The organism is Acetatifactor aquisgranensis (assembly GCF_943193215.1).
Lineage (GTDB): Bacteria > Bacillota > Clostridia > Lachnospirales > Lachnospiraceae > Acetatifactor > Acetatifactor aquisgranensis.
Window position 1 is genome coordinate 177,086 of sequence record NZ_CALPDH010000003.1, and the last position, 17,792, is coordinate 194,877.

14 protein-coding genes are annotated in these 17,792 nt (G+C 54.4%); 11 read left to right on the forward strand and 3 right to left on the reverse strand.

All coding sequences use genetic code 11. The features are described from left to right. The first annotated feature begins 95 nt into the window (after window positions 1-95). The 3 genes from NFS35_RS03810 to NFS35_RS03820 all read left to right on the forward strand — a co-directional run bounded on the left by NFS35_RS03810 (window position 96) and on the right by NFS35_RS03820 (window position 4,453). Window positions 96-1,799: a S8 family peptidase gene (locus tag NFS35_RS03810; RefSeq protein ID WP_251205820.1), complete on the forward strand. Its 1,704-nt coding sequence runs from the start codon at window positions 96-98 to the stop codon at window positions 1,797-1,799. 236 nt (window positions 1,800-2,035) lie between these two features. Next, entirely contained in the window at window positions 2,036-3,082 is a 1,047-nt protein-coding gene (locus NFS35_RS03815) for an alpha/beta hydrolase (RefSeq protein WP_251205821.1), read from the forward strand. A 90-nt stretch (window positions 3,083-3,172) separates the two neighbouring features. After that, window positions 3,173-4,453, forward strand: a complete 1,281-nt coding sequence (locus NFS35_RS03820) for an SH3 domain-containing protein (protein WP_251205822.1) — start codon at window positions 3,173-3,175, stop codon at window positions 4,451-4,453. 7 nt (window positions 4,454-4,460) lie between these two features. Here NFS35_RS03820 and NFS35_RS03825 read toward each other — a convergent pair whose 3' ends face one another. Further along, complete coding sequence (locus NFS35_RS03825) at window positions 4,461-5,684, reverse strand: ROK family protein (protein WP_251205823.1); 1,224 nt, start codon at window positions 5,682-5,684, stop codon at window positions 4,461-4,463. Window positions 5,685-6,011: 327 nt separating this feature from the next. Between NFS35_RS03825 and NFS35_RS03830 the strand changes: the two genes are divergently transcribed. Together NFS35_RS03830 and NFS35_RS03835 are read left to right on the forward strand one after the other, a co-directional pair. Beyond that, the gene (locus NFS35_RS03830; RefSeq protein ID WP_251205824.1) at window positions 6,012-7,013 is read left to right on the forward strand and encodes an ROK family protein; all 1,002 of its coding nucleotides are present in this window, start codon (window positions 6,012-6,014) and stop codon (window positions 7,011-7,013) included. 3 nt (window positions 7,014-7,016) lie between these two features. Next, the gene (locus NFS35_RS03835; RefSeq protein ID WP_251205825.1) at window positions 7,017-7,655 is read left to right on the forward strand and encodes a D-sedoheptulose-7-phosphate isomerase; all 639 of its coding nucleotides are present in this window, start codon (window positions 7,017-7,019) and stop codon (window positions 7,653-7,655) included. 81 nt (window positions 7,656-7,736) lie between these two features. Here the strand turns inward: NFS35_RS03835 and NFS35_RS03840 are convergent, their stop codons facing one another. After that, a complete protein-coding gene (locus tag NFS35_RS03840; protein ID WP_251205826.1) occupies window positions 7,737-8,603 on the reverse strand; it encodes an EamA family transporter in 867 nt (288 codons plus the stop codon). 119 nt (window positions 8,604-8,722) lie between these two features. Between NFS35_RS03840 and NFS35_RS03845 the strand changes: the two genes are divergently transcribed. The 6 genes from NFS35_RS03845 to guaA all read left to right on the forward strand — a co-directional run bounded on the left by NFS35_RS03845 (window position 8,723) and on the right by guaA (window position 16,016). After that, window positions 8,723-9,493, forward strand: coding sequence for an extracellular solute-binding protein (locus tag NFS35_RS03845; protein ID WP_251205827.1), 771 nt, complete (start codon window positions 8,723-8,725; stop codon window positions 9,491-9,493). Between the two features lie 44 nt (window positions 9,494-9,537). Continuing rightward, the gene (locus tag NFS35_RS03850; RefSeq protein ID WP_251205828.1) at window positions 9,538-9,927 is read left to right on the forward strand and encodes a type 2 periplasmic-binding domain-containing protein; all 390 of its coding nucleotides are present in this window, start codon (window positions 9,538-9,540) and stop codon (window positions 9,925-9,927) included. A 116-nt stretch (window positions 9,928-10,043) separates the two neighbouring features. Next, window positions 10,044-12,053 (forward strand): beta-galactosidase, encoded by a 2,010-nt coding sequence (locus tag NFS35_RS03855; RefSeq protein WP_251205829.1) that lies wholly within the window; start codon window positions 10,044-10,046, stop codon window positions 12,051-12,053. A gap of 20 nt (window positions 12,054-12,073) precedes the next feature. After that, entirely contained in the window at window positions 12,074-13,006 is a 933-nt protein-coding gene (locus NFS35_RS03860) for a glycoside hydrolase family 43 protein (protein ID WP_251205830.1), read from the forward strand. Window positions 13,007-13,133: 127 nt separating this feature from the next. Further along, on the forward strand, window positions 13,134-13,991 hold the full coding sequence (locus tag NFS35_RS03865; RefSeq protein WP_251205831.1) for a polysaccharide deacetylase family protein: 858 nt from the start codon (window positions 13,134-13,136) through the stop codon (window positions 13,989-13,991). A gap of 480 nt (window positions 13,992-14,471) precedes the next feature. Next, window positions 14,472-16,016 carry a glutamine-hydrolyzing GMP synthase gene (guaA, locus tag NFS35_RS03870; protein ID WP_251205832.1) on the forward strand — a complete coding sequence of 515 codons (1,545 nt, stop codon included), beginning with the start codon at window positions 14,472-14,474 and terminating at the stop codon, window positions 16,014-16,016. A gap of 497 nt (window positions 16,017-16,513) precedes the next feature. Here guaA and NFS35_RS03875 read toward each other — a convergent pair whose 3' ends face one another. Next, entirely contained in the window at window positions 16,514-17,620 is a 1,107-nt protein-coding gene (locus NFS35_RS03875) for a site-specific integrase (RefSeq protein WP_251205833.1), read from the reverse strand. Window positions 17,621-17,792 lie beyond the last annotated feature (172 nt).

The following is a 17,792-nucleotide window of genomic DNA, read 5'->3' on the forward strand; positions in this document are numbered from 1 at the left end:
GAGATTCCGCAGCCTGCATCTGCAGGGGCAAATATCCGCAGACCGCATAGAATATAGGGAACGATATTGCCCCTTGCGCGGAGGAGAACCCGGGTATGGACTGTAGAGACAGGATTCTCTCTAATAACTACTATGATGTCATCATTGATTTCCCGATAGATGAACTGCAGTATGACTATTTTGATCTGTGCAGTGTCAATGTAGATGAGCTCTATAACATTGTATACATCAATCAGGAGAATATCCGAAATGTCAGCAATTACATTTTCGACTATAAAAGCGTGCCGAAGCTGTATGGCCTGATGCAGGAGGAGTTTAACGGTCAGGATTTCGACCCCAACAGCCTGATTGTCAGCGGGATCACGCAGGCCCAGAGGGCGCCTCTGAGCCTGACGGGCCGGGGTACCGTGGTCTGTGTCATCGACACGGGGATAGACTATACCAATGAGGTGTTCCGGGACAGCCAGGGGAACAGCCGGATTCTGGCGATTTGGGACCAGACGGATCAGAGCGGTGCGCCGCCGGAGGGCTTTTACTACGGTTCCGTGTATACGAGAGAGGACATCAACCGGGCACTGCAGTCGGAAGACCCGTACAGCATTGTGCCCAGCCGGGATGAAATCGGGCATGGAAGCGCGCTGGCGAGTGTGGCGGCGGGCAGCAGGCTGGGGAACGGGCTGGGCTATATCGGGGCCGCACCGGATGCGGACATAGTTGTAGTGAAACTGAAGCAGGCCAAGCGGTATCTCAGGGATTTCTATATGATACCGGCCGGGGTACCGGCCTATGAGGAGACGGATATCATGCTGGGGGCCCGGTATGCGGACAGCTTCGTGGAACAGTTCAGCCGGCCCGTGGTAATCTGCCTGGGGCTGGGCACCAGCTACGGCGACCATGAGGGCAATGGGCCTCTGCCGCGCTATCTGGATGCCATAGCGGCAAAGCGCAGCCGGGCGGTGGTGGTCTGCGGCGGGAACGAAGGGAATGCGGGGCACCATTTTCAAGGAAAGCTGGATTCCCGGATGAAGACAGTGCCGGTGGAAATCAGGGTATCGGACAATGCGGAGGGGTTTGTCATGGAGCTGTGGGGGAATGTGCCGGACATCTTCACCATATCCGTGCGCTCTCCCGGCGGGGAGACCATTCCCGCCATCCGGCTGGGAATCCAGGGCAGCATCACGTACAGCTTTATCTATGAGAGGACCCGGATTACGATTGCCGGTTTCCTGGTGGAACCCGGCTCCGGGGAGGAACTGGTGCTGCTGCGGGTAGCGCTGCCCACGCCCGGCATCTGGACGTTCCAGGTGGAGGCAGTGGGAAATACCTATAACGGAAGCTTTCATCTGTGGCTGCCTATTACACAGTTCATGAATTCATCGGCCTATTTTCTGGAGGCATCGCCCTATGTCACCCTGACAGAGCCTGCCATGGCGGGCTTTTGTATCGGCGTGTCCGCCTACAATGCTGCCAACAACAGCTTTTTCATTGAATCCGGACGGGGCTTTACCAGGAATAATACGGTGAAGCCTGATTTCGCCGCGCCCGGAGTGAACGTATCCACTATTCGGGGCAGGGAGACGGGCAGCAGCTTTGCCGCCGCTATCACAGCCGGCGCGGTGGCGCAGTTTTTGCAGTGGGCTGTGGTGGAGGGGAATGATCCTATTGTGTCCAGCAGGGAGATTAAGAACTACTTTATCAGGGGGGCTTCGAGGAGCCCTGATTTGACTTATCCCAACAGGGAATGGGGGTATGGGCGGCTGAACGTTGTGGGGACTTTTGACGCGTTGATTGGGGTGTGAGCGGAAACAATTAGATAATGTTCATTTCTGGAATGAGATCCATATCTAAAATCGGAAAACTCTTTACTATTTAAAGATTTTTGTGATTTAGATATGGATTTTTTGCATACCATGTTATAATTTTATCAAACCTATATTACGTTGAATCTGGCGATACGGCCATATTGAAAAACAGCGATGGAAATGATAAAATAAAGATAATTAATTGATGGATTTTTGAAAGAGGAGGAGATTGCATGAACAAAGAAGTGGTTATACTGAATGAGGAGCGGAATGTTTCCCTGACAGTCTATTTGCTGGAGGAGAGCGAGGCAATCTCTGCGATTAGGAAGCGTCCCCTGGTGCTGGTGCTGCCCGGCGGGAGCTATCAGTTCTGTTCGGACAGAGAGGCGGATCCGGTGGCTTTTCCGTATCTAAAGGCAGGCTACCACGCGGCGATTCTGCGCTATTCGGTGTCGGAGCATGCCGGTTGGCCCAATCCGCTGGAGGACTATGAGCAGTCCATGGAGTTCCTGAAAGCAAAGGCTCAGGAATGGAATATCTACGCGGATAAGATTGCCGTAATCGGTTTTTCGGCAGGCGGGCATCTGGCGGCAGCGGCGGCTACCATGGCGAAGAACCGCCCGGCGGCAGCGATTCTGGGCTACGCGGTGGCCGGAGAGGTGGTAAAGGGCTGTTCCCCCACGGCGCCGGATACCATCAGCGAAGTGGATGAGCAGACCCCGCCATGTTTCCTGTTCCACACCAGGAATGACAATGTGGTGCCTGTGATGAATTCCATCAAGTTCATGGAGGCTCTGGCAGAGCACGACATCACCTTTGAGAGCCACATCTACGCCTATGGCCCCCATGGCTTCAGCACATGCGACACCAGCGTCCAGGGGGTGTCCACCCATATCAGCAAAAGGGTGCCGAACTGGGTGGCGGATTCCATCGGATGGCTCAGGGAAGTGTTTGGGGAGTTCGACGACAGGCAGGACGGGCTTCTGGAGCCGGAGGTGAAGCCCAGACTTTCCGCGGATGGGGAGCCTTTTCTCTCCCTTGACTGCACTATGGGCCGCATTCAGAGGAATCCGGAGAGCGCGGGGATTCGGGAGGCAGTGATGGCGCTGGTGAGGGATGCCGCGCCGGATAATCCCACGCTCCGGGAAGGCGGGATGCCTGCTGAGATGGAGAAGATGGTGAATATGATGCGCATCCGGGACGTGCTGGAATTCGTGCAGACAGGTGAGGAGGCGCTGAGGGAGCTGGACGCGCGGCTGAGACAGATTCCCAATATCTGAAGCGGCAGGGATGCTTGTTGACGCCGGAAAGCAGGTATGTGGACCGGCAGTGTTGGTGCCGCTCAATGGGCGGTGGAATGGAGTTTCATCATGAAATTAAAGGACTGGGATGACGAGGAAGAAAAAGCGGTGAAGCCGGAAAAAGGCAGAGGCGGGAAAGAGAAACAGGATTTCGGAGATTCGGACTCTGAAGATATGGATTTCGGGAAACCGGACACAGGGGCGGGACAGGGGCTCCGCAGGCGTTCCGGCGGATCGGAGGAGGGCAGAGGCCGGAGCGACAGGAACCAGGAGGACAGCGATACAGAGGAGCTGGCTCCGCTGCCCGGCTGGGCGAAAGCGCTGATTTTTACAGGCCTGGCGGTGCTGGCCGCCATCATCTGCGCCGCTCTGTGGCATTTCGTCCATCCGGACAAGCCGGAGGAAGGGAACCAGGGCATGATGGCGGATGCGCAGGAATCATCGGGGGAGGGCCAAAACCCGGATTCGGCGGCTAAAACGGAAAGGGGAAGCAGGGCCGGCGCATCGTCAGAAGCTGCAGCGGAACCCACGGCAGAGCCGGCGGGGAGTCCCGCATCAAAGGCTCCCAGAGAATCTGAGAAAGAGCCGGACGCGGAAAACCAGACAGCATCCGGCCCGAATGCCGGGCAGACGGAGCCCTCCGGCACACAGTCGCCGCAGACACCAGAGGCACCAGAGGCATCAGGGACACCAGAGGCACCACAGGTACCAGAGGCACCACAGGTACCACAGGTACCACAGGCACCACAGGTGCCTGGACAATCTGAAACTCCCGAAAGCCAGCCTTCTTCCACGGCACAGCCCCAGGGCGAGAGGCAGGAGCCGCACGCTGGAAATACGAATATGACATTTGTGTCAGTACAGGAGTCCGTGACGCCGAAAGACGCGGTCAACCTGCGCACGGCGCCTGACACCACAGACGATGGAAATATCGCAGTAAAGATTCAGAACGGAGAGGCCCTTGCCAGAATCGGCATCAACAACGACACGGGCTGGTCCCGCATTGACTACAATGGTCAGACACTGTACGCGGTAAGCCAGTATCTGACCACTGATCTGAATTATAAACCGCCGGTTGTGCCCGCTGACCCTGACAGAGTCATCACCGCAGGGGGCAGTGTCATCATCTTCGAGAACTGTGACGACTGGATCACGCCCAAGGAATATGTGAACCTGAGGACGGAACCCAGCACGGTCCAGGAGGACGCCACGGTCAGCTGCCAGCTGAACTATGGAGAGAAAGCGCACCGCACCGGCTACAGCGCAGATTTCGGCTGGTCCAGGGTAGAATACAATGGGCAGGTCCTCTATGTTGTCACCAGTTTTGTAAACGTGATTCCGGCGGAATGAAGCCCCTTTAAGAATTCACGATGTTCAGCTCCCCGTTGAAAATCTTGTCCGTCACTACGGCGATTGAGCCGATCAGGGGAGCCTGACCGCCAAAGGAGGACTTCACGATTTCGATGATGTGTCCGGTGTTGGACTGGGGGCCGCTGTTGAGCTTGGTGGTAAGGGTATCTTCTACCACGGTGGTCTCCACGGGGGAGTCATAACCCACGATGATATGGCTTACATCCAGAAGATGGATGGCATTGCGCACCGCGTAAGCGAGATAGCCGCAGAACTCATCCAATGCTGCCATGGCCAGGAAGTCCATGGCGGAGGCGGCGGTTATGATATCGCTCCAGCTGTAGAAATCCCGTTCCCCGGACAGCAGGGTAGGCCCCTTGTATATCATGCGCAGTTCCTGGATATGCCGGTTCATGTTCTCGATATTGGCATAGAGCTCCAGGCATCCGCGGTTGCCGCAGTTGCAGGAAGGCCCGGCGAAATTGATGGAAGTATGGCCCAGTTCGCCGCTCTGCCCGAAATCTCCGTCATAGATATTTCCCTGGAAGATATATCCGGCGCCTACGCCGTTCATGATATGCAGATAAAGCAGGTTGTCTGAATAGGTGTGAGAGCCGTAGATTTTTTCCGCCAGCGCGCCGGCGCTGCTGTCGTGGATGATGTAGGCGGGCAATCCTGTGCGCTCCCGGATGATTTCCGGGAGGGGCAGGTTTTGGATGCCCCAGAAATTCACCGGCGTGGTGAGCTTCTGGGCCTTGGTGTCCACAGGGCCGATAGAGGAGATGCCGATGGCGATGATCTTTCTGGACTGGCCTTTGCGCAGCTGCTCAAAAAGCTGCACAAGTGTCTCGATTAAGGTGTCCTTGTCCATGGAATCGTATTTGAAATCTTTCTGGTCGATGATTCGTCCTTTCAAATCGGCCAGAATGCCGCTGAGCAGATTTCTTTTGATCAGCATCCCCATGATGAGCGGAGAATTAGGGGACAGATCAAGGATGATGGGCTTTCTTCCAAGGGAGGAGTCCGCTTCGCTGGAAGAATAGGTGTACTCCTTGATGATGTCGCTGGCAATCAAATCGGATACAATGTTGCCAAGGGTGGTTTTCGTCAGATGCATGCTTCTGGCAAGATTTGCCCTGGAGACAGACTGACCTGTGCTGATGAGGCGTAGAGCTAATGCGCGATTCTTTTCCTTTACGTTTGTGAGGTTGGTTCCGTGCAATGTCGGCATAATTCATTGTCCTTTCTCTTGCGGAGACATTCGGGCAATCCCCTTATTTTCTGTGATGGTTTTAATACTATTATACATGAATTGTCTTAAAAATCAATAAAAACAGTCCGAAAAGTAAAACAATGTTACTAAGAACCAGAATAATGATAACACAAACGGCTATTAAAATGGTACAAAGAATAAAAATAAATTACATAATAAAAAACCTTGAAAATTAGTAAAGAGCATTGATTTAATAGAGGAAAAATGGTATTATCAGTTTGAAAAGTACTAAAAAGGGTACCGGGAAACGATACATCATTAAAAATGATGGGAAGGGGAAGTGATATGAAGCATAGCATAGGGATAGACATCGGCGGGACCAAATGCGCAGTTCTGCTGGGAGACCCGCAAGGAAGCGAAAGTCCGGAAAAATTCATATTACATAAGGAAGTCTTTGAGACGAAAAAAGCCGGAGGCCCTCTGGAGGTTATCCAGAAGATGAAGGAACTGATTCATGGTATAATAGGGGAGAGGGGGCTTGCCGCAGAGGATATCGTAGGGATAGGCATCAGCTGCGGAGGGCCTTTGGACAGCAGGCGGGGAATCATCATGAGCCCGCCCAACCTGCCGGGCTGGGATAATATCCCGATCAGGCAGATGCTGGAGGAGGAATTCGGCCTCCCCGTGGCGTTGGAGAATGACGCCAATGCCTGCGCGGTGGCGGAGTGGAAGTACGGCGCGGGTCGGGGCTACGACAATGTCATTTTCCTGACTTTCGGGACAGGGCTGGGGGCCGGCCTGATTCTGGACGGGAGGCTTTACCGGGGCAGCAGCGACATGGCGGGAGAAGTGGGCCATGTGCGGATGGAGAGATGGGGGCCGGTGGGCTACGGCAAGATGGGCTCCTTTGAGGGATTCTGCAGCGGGGCGGGCATCAGTCAGATGGCCAGGATGAAAGTGCTGGAGAGGATTGAGAACGGCATGAGCCAGGATCTGTGCCAGGGGATGGAGGATTTGGACCAGCTCAATGCGAAAGACATCGCGATTGCGGCGGACAGGGGAGACGAACTGGCGATAGAAATCTATCGGCTCTGCGGTGAGCAGCTGGGCAGAGGACTGGCCATGCTGGTGGATATCCTGAACCCGGAAATCATCATCATCGGCAGTATTTTCCAGAGATGCCGGCATCTGCTCTGGCCCTACGCGGAGCGGGTGATGAAGCGCGAGGCGCTGGAGGCCTCCGCGGCGATCTGTGTGGTGGTGCCGGCACAGCTGGGAGAGCATATAGGCGATTATGCCGCGCTTGCCCTGGCGACTTACAATTTTGGAGAGAAAGAGAGGCCTTAGAAAATGGAAGTGATTGTAGAAATCCGGACGCAGCTCATGGAGCGGTATCCCCTTCTGCAGAATTGTGAAAAGGAAATCATGGAAGGCTTTTATGAAATGAAAAAAAGCTTCGAGCAGGGCGGGAAATTGCTGATTTGCGGTAACGGCGGCAGCAGTGCGGATGCGCAGCACATCGTGGGGGAACTGATGAAAGAATTCAGGCTGCACAGGCAGGTGCCGGAGACTTTTGCACAGGAGTGCCGCAGGCTGTATCCCGGCGAGGGGCTGGAGGCGCGGGTACAGGGAGCGCTCCCGGCCATCGCCATTGGGGGGAATCAGGCTCTTGCGTCCGCATATGCCAATGATGCCGATCCGGAGATGGCATATGCACAGGAGGTCTTTGGCTATGGAAGACGGGGAGATGTGCTCTTGGGCCTGAGCACATCCGGGAACTCGCGGAATGTGGTAAACGCCATGAAAGTGGCGAAAGCGGCAGGCCTGTGCTGCATCGGCCTGGGCGGCCGGGGAGGAGGCAGGCTCCGGGAGCTTTGCGATGTCTACGTGGCATTGCCGGAGCAGGAGACCTATCTGGTACAGGAACTGACGCTGCCGGTATACCACGCGTGGTGCCGCATGCTGGAATGCGCTTTCTGGGGAGACTGACAGGAGTTGGGTTTGGCAGGGATAATTAATGAAATAAAGTTACTAATTATCCCTGTGAGGTTCAGGGCAGCCTCCGGCAAACTACGCCCAGACAGTCATCGCCAGGGTGCCCAGAACCATGAGCGCGAGCCCCGCAAGGGCTTTTCCGTTCAAACGCTCTTTTAAGAAAAGACAGGAAAATGCAACCGTGACAATGATGCTCAGCTTATCGATGGGCACCACCACGCTGACGACACCGTTCTGGATGGCGTAGTAATAGCACAGCCAGGAAGCCCCGGTGGCAAGCCCGGACAGGGCGATAAAGATAAGTTCTTTTCTGTCGATTTCTTTGATCTCTCTCTGCTTTCCTTTCATGAAGACCACCAGCCATGCCATTGCCAGCACTACGCCTGTGCGGATGGCAGTGCCCAGATTGGACTCCACGCCGGTGATTCCCGCCTTTGCCAGGATAGAGGTAAGGGCGGCGAACACTGCGGAGAGGACGGCATAGCCCATCCAGCCTTTTCCTTCTATATCATCCTGCGCCTCTTTGCGCTCGATCATCAGAAAAATGCCCACAGCTAAAACCAGCGTGCCGCCCAGCCTCACGGCCAGGTGATTGGTCTCGCCGAAGAGAACCATGGCCAGCAGCACCGACAGAATGGTGCTGGATTTGTCGATGGGCACCACCTTGTTGACATCGCCCAGGGACAGCGCCTTGAAGTAGCAGATCCAGGAGGCCCCGGTGGCGATTCCGGAAAGTATCAGAAAGAGCAGCGACATGCCGCTGATATCCCTTATAGTGCCTGCGGAACCCACTACAAAGACCATGATCCACGAAAATAACAATACGACAATCGTCCGCAGCGCCGTTGCCACGTCGGAATCCGTTTTCCTGATGCCGCACTTTGCAAGGATAGAGGTAAGGCCCGCAAAAAGGGCGGACAGAACAGCCATCGCCAGCCACATGATTTTCACTCTCCTGAATGCATTCGTATTTGAAATAATCATATCACTAAACATACTGTTTTTCAACATTTCAGAATACCGGCAGATATGCTGACGGCGATGATATCAACAATAATCCCATGACCAGGCTGGCGGAGGAAAAGCTGGGCCTGAAGATGGAGACGACGCTGCTGGGCGGCGATGCGGGCAACTATGACACAAAGCTGCGTCTGGCGCTGACCGGCTCCGAGGATCTGCCGGATGTGTTCCCGGTATACGGAACACAGATGATTGCGGACATGATCGAGTCAGGCCGCGTAAAGGATATCACGGATGATATCGAGCAGTATATGCCGGACCGGATTAAGGAGATTTATGAAAAATACCCTGAGACCTATTATCCGCTGACCAAGGACGGCAGGACTTATGGAATCGCCTGCTGCCCGGCGCTGACGGAGGGGCAGGTCATGATAATCCGCCAGGACTGGCTGGATAAGCCAGAGCTGGAAGCGCCCGCCAATATGGACGAGTTCGAGGCGGTCATCAGGGCCTTTACAGAGGACAATCCCGACGGAAACGGAGAGAATGATACCTACGGCTTCACCTATGCCGGCGACAGCATCTACAATACAGGCTGGGTGGCAGACCCTGTAAGCCTGTTCTCGGCCAACTCCGGAAAGAACATCCCCGGCGCATGGTATGAGGATGAGAACGGAGACCTGATGTACGGCTCCATCCATGAGGGCAACAGGAAGACCCTGGAGCGCATGGCAGAGTGGCACAAGAACGGCTGGATTTTCCAGGAGGCCGCCGCGACAGGCGCATGGGACGCCATGATGCAGTTCACAGAGGGCAAGGCCGGTAATATCTGCAGGATCTGGACTATGACATCCTGTCAGACGGAACCGTAGTATTTGATTCCGCTCTGTTCGATCCCCCTGTAACGGATCCGTTCATGCCGGGCAAATCCACCGTTCTGAAGAATTCTCCCGGCCTGGATTCCATGCAGGCATACATGAACGTGGCAAACGGAAACGAGCCTGCCTCCGGAGCGGAAATCAGGGCAAAAGCCGACTTCGGCACAGTGCCGGATATGGCGGAGGGCTACGCGCTGGCCGGCGAGCACAAGGATGAGCTGCTGTCGAACATGTTCAACGCAGCGCCTACCGAGACCATGGCAAAGAGCTGGGAGCAGCTGCAGACCATGGAGAAGCAGGTGTACACCAATATCATCTACGGAAATGAGTCCATCGAAGCCTTTGACAAGTTCGTTGAGGACTGGAAAGCGCAGGGCGGAGACCAGATTACCCAGGAAGTAAATGCCTGGTATCAGACTGTGAAATAAGTTTTTGACAAAGAGGCCGCTGCATCTGAAAGGGTGTGGCGGTCTTTTGGGGCTTGTGGTAAAATGAGAGAATCATTTGAAATATTGATTACGGCGTGCTGAAAGGAGAATGAGAAATGCGGCAAATTACAATGGACAGGGAGAACCTGATGAAAGGATCTGTCATGCTGGCGAAAGAGCAGGCCTCGGCTTCATGCACTCTGCAGCTTTCCAAAGAGGGATCGGGAATTTTGCTTCCGCAGCTGATTGACTGCAAAGAGCATCTGCTGACCTTTTATGTGGAGGTGCTGGAAGAGCACAGTCTTCCCATGCATCTGCTTTTTTACGTACATGGAGAGAAAGAACCGGCGCTGGAAATCAGGTTCGGACTGCTGCCTAAGGTGCGGAGCATGGTCTGCATCGACCTGGGCTGGCTGGACGGCAGGGAACTGTTCCCGGAGGCCATGCCGGGCACCCTGAAGATAGTCTGCCACGGCAGGCGGGTGTTCAGGGAGGAAATTGAAAAGGCTGTCCTGTCCTCCATGGCCTGTTTCCATGATGTGAAGATAAAGATAGAAGAGATGGCCCTGAGGGACGAATACCCTGTAAACCCTGAACTTCCCGATGAAAAGCTGGTGGACTGCTTCGGGCAGGATAAGCGGAAAAGCTGGAAAGACAAGACAGGGGACCTGGAAAGCCTGAAAGCCAGGCTGCAGAAGCAGTATGATGAGAGGGACGCGGCCTATCCCTTTGAGGACTGGACAGAGTACGGCGGCTGGAAGAAGAAAAAACTGAAAGAGGGCACAGGATATTTCTCAAGCTGCAAAGAGGGAGAGAAGTGGTGGCTTGCAGACCCTTTAGGCTACGCCTATTTCAGCATGGGGCCGGACTGCGTGGGGCCCGGGAGCGACTGCAGGGTGGACGGCGTGGAGAAGTGGCTGGACTGGCTGCCGGACAGACAGGATGCGGCGTATAAGGACATGTTCTTCGAGTCCGGCCGCAGGGAGGCCCACCGCACGCCGCTGATATTTTCCTATGCCAAGGCGAACCTGTATAAGGTCTTCGGGGAAAACTGGTATGATAAATGGAAAGATATGATGGGCGGGCAGCTTAAGAAATACGGCATGAATACTCTGGGGAACTGGAGCGACAGGCGGCTTCTGGGCACTATCGGCATTCCCTATGTGACCTCGCTGCCGGAATTCCCGGCCACGAAACAGTGCATTTTCCGGGACTTCCCCGATGTGTTCAGCGAGGAGTACGCCGCACAGGCAAGGCGCTGCGCGCAGGCTTTGGAGGAGAAAAAGGAAGATCCGCTGATGATCGGATATTTCCTGCGGAACGAACCGGCCTGGGCGTTCGTGGACAATCTGATGCTGGCTGACGAGGTGCTGTACAATCCTGAAAAGACGGCCTGCAAAGAAAAACTTATCGCTTTTCTGACAGAACGCTATCAGAGCATTGAAAAGCTGAATGCGTCCTGGGGCAGCAGCTTTGAGGGATTTGAGAGCCTGTACCGGCAGCAGAAAGATGCGTCGAAGCATTCAGAGGCGGCGAAAGAGGATATGCGGGAATTCTCCAGGCGTTTGATGCGGGCCTATGTGGAGATTCCTGTCAGAGAGTGCAGGAAAGTGGATCCCAACCACATGATTCTGGGGATGCGCTGGGCCTGGATTTCCAATCCGGATCTGGCCACCGGCTGGGAGAATTTTGACGTATTCTCCATCAACTGCTACGCAGTGGATCCTACGGATCAGATACAGGGAATCGTGGATCTGGGCGTGGACCTGCCTGTGATGATCGGGGAATTCCATTTCGGGGCGCTGGACGCCGGACTGCCTGCCACCGGGCTGGAGGGTGTGGAGAGCCAGGAAGACAGAGGCGTAGCATACCGCTATTACTGCGAGAGCGTGGCGGCCCATCCCAATGGCGTGGGATGCCATTATTTCCAGTGCTATGACCAGTTCGTGCTGGGGCGGTTCGACGGGGAGAATTATAATATCGGATTGTTCGATGTCTGCTCCTGCGCTTATCCGGAGATGATGGAGCATATCAGGGAGTGCAGCGGCGGAATCTATGAGGTGGCAGACGGAAAGGCGAAGCGCAGCAGGCAGAAGCCGAAATCGATTCCCATGATTGCGTATTAGGCTTGGAGGAGAGACGAAATATGGCATATTTGTTTGTACATTTCAGGGAAAAGACGACGCCTGACGGAGAGCAGGTGTACTTTGGGCTCAGCAAAGACGGTTTTGGCTGGGAGGCAGTAAATCATGGGCAGCCCATACTATGGGCTTATTACGGGGATAAGGGCGTCCGTGATTTTACCATTATAAAATGCGGGGCCACAGGAAAGTACCATATCATCGCCACGGATCTGAGCCTGGCCTACGGCATGAGGAATCAGTATCATCATTCCTGGGATGAAATCGGGAGAAAGGGCAGCAAATGTTTTTCCGTCTGGGAATCAACGGATTTAGTATCATGGTCAGAGCAGCGGCTGGTGCAGTTCGGGGACAAGGATTTCGGCTGTCTCTGGGCGCCGGACATTATCTTTGACAGGGAGCGGGGCGACTATGTGGTTCACTGGTCCTCGTCCCACAGATGCAATGACTATGGGCAGAAAGCAATCTACTACAGCAGGACGAAGGATTTCGGGACATTTTCAAAGCCGGAAGTGCTGTACAGGAAGGAAGGCTCCGGGGTGATCGACTCAGCCATGTATGAGGAGGAGGGGAAGTATTATCTTTTTGTGAAAAGCGAGGGCAATCCCCACAGAATCATCCTGTTGGAGTCGGAGCATGTGACAGGGCCGTTTGCGCGGGTGGAAGCCTTTGACGAGAGCATGGCGGCGATTGAGGCCGGACAGTATGAAGCCCCCACGGCGGTGCGGCTGGAGGATGGGAGATGGTGCCTTTTTCTGGACTATTACGGCGTGCCGGGAGAGGGGCAGGGATATGTCCCCTTTGTGGCTGACAGCCTGGCCTCCGGCAGATTTGTGCGCTCTGATGAAAAATTCCATTTCCCCTATGGATTCAAGCATGGCACCATCATAAAAATCAGCGAAGAAGAGTATGGGCGGGTGCGGGATTTTTACCATTGACATGTAATTTGAAAAAGCTCTCTCCACATACATTATAGCAAGACTATAAAAGAGCCATGCAAAGGCCGGCGGGCTGGAGCGGCGCCGCTTGCATGGCTGACTGCGGAAATGAAACGGAGAGAGAAAAATGAAGACGATTTATGTAAAAAATGTGGCGCGAAAGCTGCTGCAGACGGAACGGATAAACTGGAAAAAGGCTGTTCCCGCCCTGGCGCTGTTCGCCGCCATGTTCTTCCTGGGCAGAGAGGCTGCCCAAATCCGGGCAGAGGCACGCCAGGCCTCCGGGAGGCTGCTGCAGGAGACGGAGGACTGGGGACTGGGATTCGGCAGCGAGGGCGAGAAGCCCACAGGGAACGCAACGGCGGCGGAGCTTGCCGGGTACGATGCCTATTATTGCGGACAGGGGGAGGAGAAAGTGATTTACCTGACCTTTGACTGCGGCTATGAGAATGGGAACACGGAGCCGATCCTGGACGCGCTGAAGAAGCACAATGCACAGGCGACTTTTTTCGTGGTAGGGCATTTTCTGGAGTCGGCCCCGGAAATCGTAAAGCGCATGGTGGCCGACGGACACACTGTGGGCAATCATACATACCACCATCCGGACATGTCCAAAATCTCCGGCATGTCGGCTTTTCGGAAGGAAATGGACGATGTGGCGTCTCTTTTTAAAGAAGTGACAGGGACGGAACTGGCCATGTACTACCGGCCGCCTCAGGGGAAGTACAGCACCGAAAACCTGCAGATGGCCAAAGAATTAGGGTATTCCACTTTCTTCTGGAGCCTGGCCTATGTGGACTGGAACCAGGACAGCCAGCCCAGCCACGAGGAGGCTTTCGCGAAGCTCACCAGCCGCATCCATCCCGGAGCCATCGTGCTGCTGCACAGCACTTCCAGGACCAATGGGGAGATTATGGATGAACTGCTGACCAAGTGGGAGGAGATGGGGTATACTTTCAGGCCGCTGGCGGATTTGATTGATTAGATATAGAGCCAGGGGGTGAATCTCCTTGGCTTCTTTTTTGGTTCAGTGCATAAATATATAAACGGCATTTAATTCTTGCCAGTCACATAGCACAGCAAGTCATGCCGTTTATCCGTTTTTTGGCAAGATTTAATCGCTACATATATAGATTATAGTTGAAAAGATTTAATTGAATGGTTATACTAAAAAGGGGCGTAATAGAAAGAAAAATGCTGAAATAACACCGGCTGTCGCGTGTTCTACGGGATATCGTCAATGGTTGCACCTAGACACCGACAATACGGCCAAAAGCCGCACTCTTCCCAGAACCGATGTTACTCTCATTATAGTATAGCCGCATAGAGAATGCAAGAGAAATGTCGCCGGGCCTGACTTGCAAAAAGACCTATTCTTATGATAGAATCCAAAAGAGGATTCTATCATCAAAGGGCTATGCTGGAATCCAGTGACAGAAGTGGTCTTTTGGACAGAGGAGGAAACATGGAGAAGGAACTGGTAGTGGTAATTGACTTTGGCGGTCAATACAATCAATTGGTGGCCAGACGGGTCAGGGAATGCAATGTGTACTGCGAAATTTATTCCTACAAGACAGATTTAGCAAAAATCATGGAGAAGAAGCCGAAGGGCATCATCCTCACCGGCGGCCCCAGCAGCTGTTACGAGGAGGGCGCGGCTGCCTGTTCCCCGGAGCTGTTCAGGCTGGGCATCCCCGTGCTGGGACTGTGCTATGGCGCGCAGCTGATGATGCATGTGCTGGGCGGAGAGGTGGCCCGGGCGGCGGTGCGGGAGTACGGCAAGACAGAGGTGGACGTGGATACCACATCCCGATTATTTGCAGACGTGACGCCGAATACCGTCTGCTGGATGAGCCATTTTGACTATATCGCCCGGTTGGCGCCCGGATTCCGGACAGTGGCGGTGACTGCCAACTGCCCCGTGGCGGCGGCAGAGTGGGAGGAGAAGAAGCTGTATGCCATCCAGTTCCACCCTGAGGTGCTCCACACGGCGGAGGGCTCCAGGATGCTTTACAATTTCGTCCGGGATATCTGCGGCTGCACCGGCGACTGGAGGATGGATTCTTTTGTGGAGGAGAATGTCAGGGCCATCCGGGAAAAGGTGGGAAACGGCAGAGTGCTCTGTGCCCTTTCCGGCGGGGTGGATTCCTCCGTGGCAGCGGTGCTGCTGTCCAGGGCAGTGGGGGGACAGCTGACCTGCGTGTTCGTAGATCACGGGCTGCTGCGCAAGGACGAGGGCGATGAGGTTGAAAAGGTCTTCGGCCCTGAGGGAAATTACGAGCTGAACTTCATCCGGGTCAACGCCCGGGAGCGGTTTTACGAAAAGCTGGCCGGGGTGACCGAGCCGGAGCAGAAACGCAAGATCATCGGAGAAGAATTCATCCGCGTCTTTGAGGAAGAGGCGAAGAAAATCGGCAGGGTGGACTTCCTGGTGCAGGGCACGATTTACCCGGACGTGGTGGAGAGCGGCCTGGGCGGGGAATCCGCTGTCATCAAGTCCCACCACAATGTAGGCGGACTGCCTGACTATGTGGATTTCAGGGAAATCCTGGAGCCCCTGCGCAGCCTGTTCAAGGACGAGGTCCGCAAGGTGGGGCTGGAGCTGGGGATTCCGGAGCATCTGGTGTACCGGCAGCCTTTCCCGGGGCCGGGCCTGGGTGTCCGCATCATCGGGGAGGTGACCGCGGAGAAAGTGAAAATCGTCCAGGACGCGGATGCCATCTACCGGGAAGAAATCGCCGATGCGGGGCTGGCAAGGTCGATTGGACAGTACTTTGCGGCACTGACCAACATGCGCAGCGTGGGAGTCATGGGGGACGAGAGGACCTATGATTACGCGGTGGCGCTGCGGGCGGTGAACACGGTAGACTTCATGACCGCGGAGTGCGCGCAGATTCCCTACGAGGTTCTGCAGCGGGTCAGCAGCAGGATTATCAATGAAGTGACGCATGTAAATAGAGTTTTATACGACATTACGTCAAAACCTCCTGGAACCATTGAACTTGAATAGTGGACATTTGGACTGAAAACCTGATAAAATAAGGGTTTTCAGTCCTTTTTATATCTCTGTGATGTTAATATGATGTTGAAAATAGAGCCAGCTACTTTTCCTACTCCAAAATGGATGCGGTTGAAATCCCTGTCGAAATGTGGTAATATCTCTTTGGGACTACCAGGATGGTAGGCGGTTAGCCCTCCCCGGAGGGACTGTGACCCTCCGTTTACATAGAAACCTGAAAGGGAATCTGGGAAAGGAGGGCTGAGCCATATGGATATTTTGGGACTTATTGCGGTGTTAAGTTTTGGCTTGACCTGCTTTGGTATCGGATATACATTCGGTAAAGATAGTAACAAGCCACAGAAATAGCCGCCCTCCCGTGACAAGGTAAGCGGCTATAGCTGTTAACTTATGAATCGGGCTAACCGTCTATCGGTAGCTCCCGTGGGGCGTCTGTTACCAGCAGGCGCCTCTCTTTATCTAAAGAATAGCACAATCTGCGGGAAAGTTCAAGAATTTTCTTCTGTCGGCGGCGCCGCTCGCCGGAACTGATTGAGCCGATTTGCCAGCTGCTGATCCTTGTCCGGGTAAAGGTGGGAATAGGTATCCAGTGTGGTCTTCACGGATTCATGCCCCAGGCGGTCAGCAATCTCCAATGGGGCAAAGCCCATCTCAATCAGCATACTGGCGTGGGAATGCCTGAGATCGTGGACCCTGATGGGAGGGAGGCCGGCTTTAGCGGCATTGGCCTTTATCTCCTTGTCCAGGGCGGACTTCGTGAAATAAAATATCCTGTCCCCTTTCCCGATTCCGTAGAGCTTTGACACATATCCCATGATGTCGTCATAAAGGAATTCTGGGATGGATATGCACCGTTTGGCCTTTGGCGTCTTTGGCTCCAGGAAAAGCTCCTCTCCGTTTATCTTGGCATAGTTCTTGTTGATGTCTATCCGCCTTGATGGGAGGATGTCCGCAGGCGTTAGGGCCAGCAGCTCCCCGGAGCGCATCCCGGTATAGAACAGGATGTCGAAGGCCAGCTTCACAGAGGACTTCTGGATGGCAGCGGAGAACTGCTCATACTGGGCCTGCGTCCAGATGTTCATCTCTTCGGCCTTGCTCCTCCCCATGCTCCCGGCGACCCGGCATGGATTTGCTGGCAGCCGGTAGTGGGCCGTGGCATAGTTCATGATGGCAGACAGCTGGTTGTTGATCGTCTTGAGATACGTCTGGGAAAATGGATTCCCATCATCGTCCCGATAGGACATCAGCTCGTTCTGCCATTTGCGGATCTTTATGGTGTCGATGTCGCACACCTTCTGGCTACCGAAGTAGGGGAGCAGCTTCGTCTCTATGATGTTCCGCTTGTTGGCCATCGTGGTAGGCTTCAGGCGGTGGGACATGTCCTCCAGATAGTTCTCCACCAGGGAGGAGAAGAGGATGTCGCTGGCATTGCCCTGCTGGTCCAGGAACGACCGCTCATACTCCTTGGCCTCCCGCTGCGTCTTGAAGCCGCGCTTGCAGACATGCTTCTTTGCACCGGTCCAATCTGTGAAGTAGAAGTTGGCATACCAGCGGGTGGTCTTTCCGTCCTTCAAGGTGTATTTGTAAGCCGGCATGGCATCCCATCCTCCTCGGCATCGTGCGAAAGGAGCTCCCTGGTTGCTTAAAATTTGCGCGCCCATTTTACATTTTTTCAATAAAAATGTCAACCAGTTTTCTGGAGCGATTATTTTCTGTAGCTTATTGAGTCCACATAATTTGACGCTTCCTCTTTTGAGAAGCGTGGAG

Coding starts and splice junctions, on each gene's coding strand:
- NFS35_RS03810 (WP_251205820.1), top strand. CDS start 96: ATGGACTGTAGAGACAGGATTCTCTCTAATAACTACTATGATGTCATC.
- NFS35_RS03815 (WP_251205821.1), top strand. CDS start 2,036: ATGAACAAAGAAGTGGTTATACTGAATGAGGAGCGGAATGTTTCCCTG.
- NFS35_RS03820 (WP_251205822.1), top strand. CDS start 3,173: ATGAAATTAAAGGACTGGGATGACGAGGAAGAAAAAGCGGTGAAGCCG.
- NFS35_RS03825 (WP_251205823.1), bottom strand. CDS start 5,684: ATGCCGACATTGCACGGAACCAACCTCACAAACGTAAAGGAAAAGAAT.
- NFS35_RS03830 (WP_251205824.1), top strand. CDS start 6,012: ATGAAGCATAGCATAGGGATAGACATCGGCGGGACCAAATGCGCAGTT.
- NFS35_RS03835 (WP_251205825.1), top strand. CDS start 7,017: ATGGAAGTGATTGTAGAAATCCGGACGCAGCTCATGGAGCGGTATCCC.
- NFS35_RS03840 (WP_251205826.1), bottom strand. CDS start 8,603: ATGTGGCTGGCGATGGCTGTTCTGTCCGCCCTTTTTGCGGGCCTTACC.
- NFS35_RS03845 (WP_251205827.1), top strand. CDS start 8,723: ATGACCAGGCTGGCGGAGGAAAAGCTGGGCCTGAAGATGGAGACGACG.
- NFS35_RS03850 (WP_251205828.1), top strand. CDS start 9,538: ATGCCGGGCAAATCCACCGTTCTGAAGAATTCTCCCGGCCTGGATTCC.
- NFS35_RS03855 (WP_251205829.1), top strand. CDS start 10,044: ATGCGGCAAATTACAATGGACAGGGAGAACCTGATGAAAGGATCTGTC.
- NFS35_RS03860 (WP_251205830.1), top strand. CDS start 12,074: ATGGCATATTTGTTTGTACATTTCAGGGAAAAGACGACGCCTGACGGA.
- NFS35_RS03865 (WP_251205831.1), top strand. CDS start 13,134: ATGAAGACGATTTATGTAAAAAATGTGGCGCGAAAGCTGCTGCAGACG.
- guaA (WP_251205832.1), top strand. CDS start 14,472: ATGGAGAAGGAACTGGTAGTGGTAATTGACTTTGGCGGTCAATACAAT.
- NFS35_RS03875 (WP_251205833.1), bottom strand. CDS start 17,620: ATGCCGGCTTACAAATACACCTTGAAGGACGGAAAGACCACCCGCTGG.